Origin of the sequence: Paeniglutamicibacter antarcticus (assembly GCF_039544305.1) — a bacterium.
Classification (GTDB): Bacteria; Actinomycetota; Actinomycetes; order Actinomycetales; family Micrococcaceae; genus Paeniglutamicibacter; species Paeniglutamicibacter antarcticus_C.
This window is the reverse complement of sequence record NZ_BAABLK010000069.1, coordinates 1-3011: the sequence shown is the minus strand read 5'-3', so window position 1 is coordinate 3011 and position 3011 is coordinate 1. Positions and strand designations below refer to the sequence as shown.

The 3011-nt window shown below is 62.9% G+C and carries 5 protein-coding genes; all 5 read right to left on the bottom strand.

Annotation, left to right across the window (positions count from 1 at the left end):
- Positions 1-179 precede the first annotated feature (179 nt).
- Complete coding sequence (locus ABEA12_RS15165) at positions 180-806, bottom strand: energy-coupling factor transporter transmembrane component T family protein (RefSeq protein WP_210101007.1); 627 nt, start codon at positions 804-806, stop codon at positions 180-182.
- A complete protein-coding gene (locus ABEA12_RS15160; protein WP_210101006.1) occupies positions 803-1516 on the bottom strand; it encodes an energy-coupling factor ABC transporter ATP-binding protein in 714 nt (237 codons plus the stop codon). The genes ABEA12_RS15165 and ABEA12_RS15160 overlap by 4 nt, the downstream gene beginning before the upstream one ends.
- 58 nt (positions 1517-1574) lie before the next feature.
- Positions 1575-2186 carry a biotin transporter BioY gene (locus ABEA12_RS15155; RefSeq protein WP_210101005.1) on the bottom strand — a complete coding sequence of 204 codons (612 nt, stop codon included), beginning with the start codon at positions 2184-2186 and terminating at the stop codon, positions 1575-1577.
- A 208-nt stretch (positions 2187-2394) separates the two neighbouring features.
- On the bottom strand, positions 2395-2568 hold the full coding sequence (locus ABEA12_RS15150) for a hypothetical protein (RefSeq protein ID WP_345468835.1): 174 nt from the start codon (positions 2566-2568) through the stop codon (positions 2395-2397).
- A 42-nt stretch (positions 2569-2610) separates the two neighbouring features.
- The gene (locus ABEA12_RS15145; RefSeq protein WP_345468832.1) at positions 2611-2793 is read right to left on the bottom strand and encodes a phospholipase D-like domain-containing protein; all 183 of its coding nucleotides are present in this window, start codon (positions 2791-2793) and stop codon (positions 2611-2613) included.
- Positions 2794-3011 lie beyond the last annotated feature (218 nt).

Here is a 3011-nt window from a genome sequence, read left to right as displayed (position 1 = left end):
GTCCCGTTCGGCTGGTCAATTCCGTTGCCGCCAGTGGTCAATTCGTATTGCCGCTGGTGGTCAAGGGGCTGCCGCCACTGGTCATTTTCGTTGGCCGCCGATGGGCAATTTCAAACTGCCATTGACATGATCGACAGGATACTGGCGCAGGCACGGTTCCGGTGGTGTGGAAGCAGGAATTAGTTGCGTTCCATGATGCCCCGCGCAGCTAGGGCGTCGGCGGTGCGTTGTGCGTAGCCGACCGTGTTGATGACCACCGGGGCGGCCAACGTGGTGGGGTAGCGCGTGATGCCACGCGCCTTGGCTGCGTCGGAGAGTTCCTGCACCGAGGTGGCGATCGCCGGGATGCTGCGAAGCATCAGGGCCACTGCCAAGGCGATGGTGGCGGGGTTTGCGCCCAGAAGGCGTACCGGCGAAGCGGCGCGTTCGAGCCCGTCAAGCAGTGCAGCCTGGGTGGTGGTCAGCAGGACCAGGCGTCCGCACTGGATGACCGCGAGCATCCCGCTGACCAAGGTCAGGGCGAAGAGCGGGGAGTTGAGGATCGATTGGTAGATGCCCAGGATCGCGAAGACCCACCAGAGCTGGCGAAGCGGAGCAACCCAGGCACGCAGTACCCGCGGCCCGGCCAGGATGAACAGCCCCACGCCAAGCGCCAGGGTGCCGAGTCCGACCGCGGGGATCCGCCATACCAGTACGGCCGCCCCCACCAACAGGACAACTAGGTACTTGGCGGCCAGCGATGTGCGGTGCACGATGCTGTTTCCCGGCAGGTAGTGTCCCAGCAGCATTTGATGCGAGGCGCTCATGCGGACATGCTTCCGTGTCGGACCATCCACCGGTAAGCGGCAACAGCCTCGGAGGCGTGCCCGTCAAAGACGATCCGACCGCCTTCGACCAACAGTGCCCGATCGGCGGTTGCGGCGAAGTCCAGGTCGTGGGTCGCATAAATGACCTGTTGCCGTAGTTTGCCCAGCGTTCTCTGGAGCAGTTCGTCGTTGGCCAGGTCCAGCAGAGTCGTGGGCTCGTCGGCGACCAAGATGTCCTGGCCGGCGGCCAGCACGCTGCACAGCGCCACCAGCTGCCGCTCGCCGCCGGAGAGATCGTAGATGCTGCGCTGCGCCAGATGCTCCAGGCCCAGTTCGGCAAGGGCAGCCAGGGCGGCCGCGCTGCGTGCGGTCCGGTCCTTGTGGCTGGCCTTGAGCGAGAGTTCCACATCCTCCGAAACGATGGGCATCACCAGCTGGGAAAGCGGGTCGGTAAACAGGAAGCCGACGCGCCGGCGCACCGCCTTGGCTTGGGCAACGGTGTCGAAGCCATGGACGGTGACCGAGCCGGTCGAGGGGCTCACAAGCCCGTTGACCATGCGCAACAGTGTGGACTTCCCTGACCCGTTGGCGCCGATGACGGCAATGCGGGACTCGGCAAGGTCCACGCGGCAGGGCGCAAGGACTGTCCGCCCGCCCTGGGTAGGGTCGTCTGCGGGGAGCAACAGCCCCGCATTATTGAATCGGATCACGCTTAACGGTATTCCCTGCTTCCGGTGTGGGACGAATTGCCGTGACGCAGCCCGTGGACTAGGACTGGAACCTGCGACGGGCAAAGTTTGGGAATGCCTTGAAGACGCTGACGGCGATGGTGGCGGCCAGCAGGTTCTTCACCACGTCCCCGGGCCAGTAGGCCATGTCAAGGATGAACGCCTGGCCCAGAGGGATCTGCGCGTTGATGGACATGCCCAGGATACCCAGCGGGTGGATCACGAGGATCGACCCGCCCATGGCGGCCAAGAACAGCCAGCCGAAACGCACGCGGGATTTCTTGCGCAGTACCAATGTTGCCAGTGCGCCGGTGACCAGGGCAGCAATCGGGAATGCGATGAGGTAACCGGCGCTGGGTGCGGCCAGTGCGCCGAGTCCGCCGGAGAACTTCGCGAAAATCGGGACCCCCGCCAACCCGACAAGCAGGTACAGTGCGGTCGCGGAGCCACCGCGCAGCGAGCCCAGGATCAGTGCCGTGAGTGCAACGCCCATGGTCTGCAACGTGATCGGAACACCCAGTGCCCCTACGGGCACCGCCGGGACGAGGGTAAGTACGGCAATGAGCGCTGCAAAGACGGAGACCAGCGCGAGGTCACGGGCGCCGATGCGGGCTGCGGGTCGTGCGTCGAGGTGCTGGGAGGGCATGGTCATGGGTTTTTCCTGACGTTTCTCAGATGTACGGGGATGGTGTCACGGCACCGCAAGGGCACAGAAACATACTACTTGAACAGTGTTCAAAAGTCTTGATCACTGTTCAACGTCTCTGTTACATTGCTTTACTGCAACATCGATGTCAGTCGGGCGAGGTTGTCCAGCGCGCTCGCGCGGAGGTCTGGCAAGCCTTTGGTCCAGCGGCACCTCACGGGATTTTTCCCGGTATCCGTCCTGGACCGCCATCAGCGTGGACAGCAGCTCCGAACCGTGTAGCAACCCCGAGATCTCCACTATTCAGCGAGAATGGGCGCATGTCCATGTTGGAGGTACCGATGATAGCCACTTCATCGTCAATGAAGAAATGTTTGGCATGAAGCACCTTCGGCGCCCGGTACACGTAAATACGCACGCCAGCGCGCCATCACGGCTCGTGGTATGAGCGCTGCGCGTGATAGGCGATGGCCGGGTCCCCGATTTCCGAGACGAACAGCTCCACCAGAACCCCTCGGGCGGCGGTGCTGAGGATTGCCAACGGGATCGACTCGTCAGGAACGAGGTACGCGCTGGTGATCGAGGCCCGTTTTGTTGAGTGGCGCATCATCATGGTGAACAGCTTGAGGTTGTTGTTCTCGAAGCTCGATGGTCGTGGTGTCCAACACCAAAAGCTCGCCGGTTTCGCTGTACCAGTCGATGGTGGGGGGGTGCCCCTATCTTTTTCGCAAGTCCTTTTCGGGTTTTTCCCGGAAAATGTTTGGGGATCTCGGAACCGGCGTTTTTGGGCATGGCTTCGCGGCCTGACCCGGCGGCGTGGGGTCGGACTTT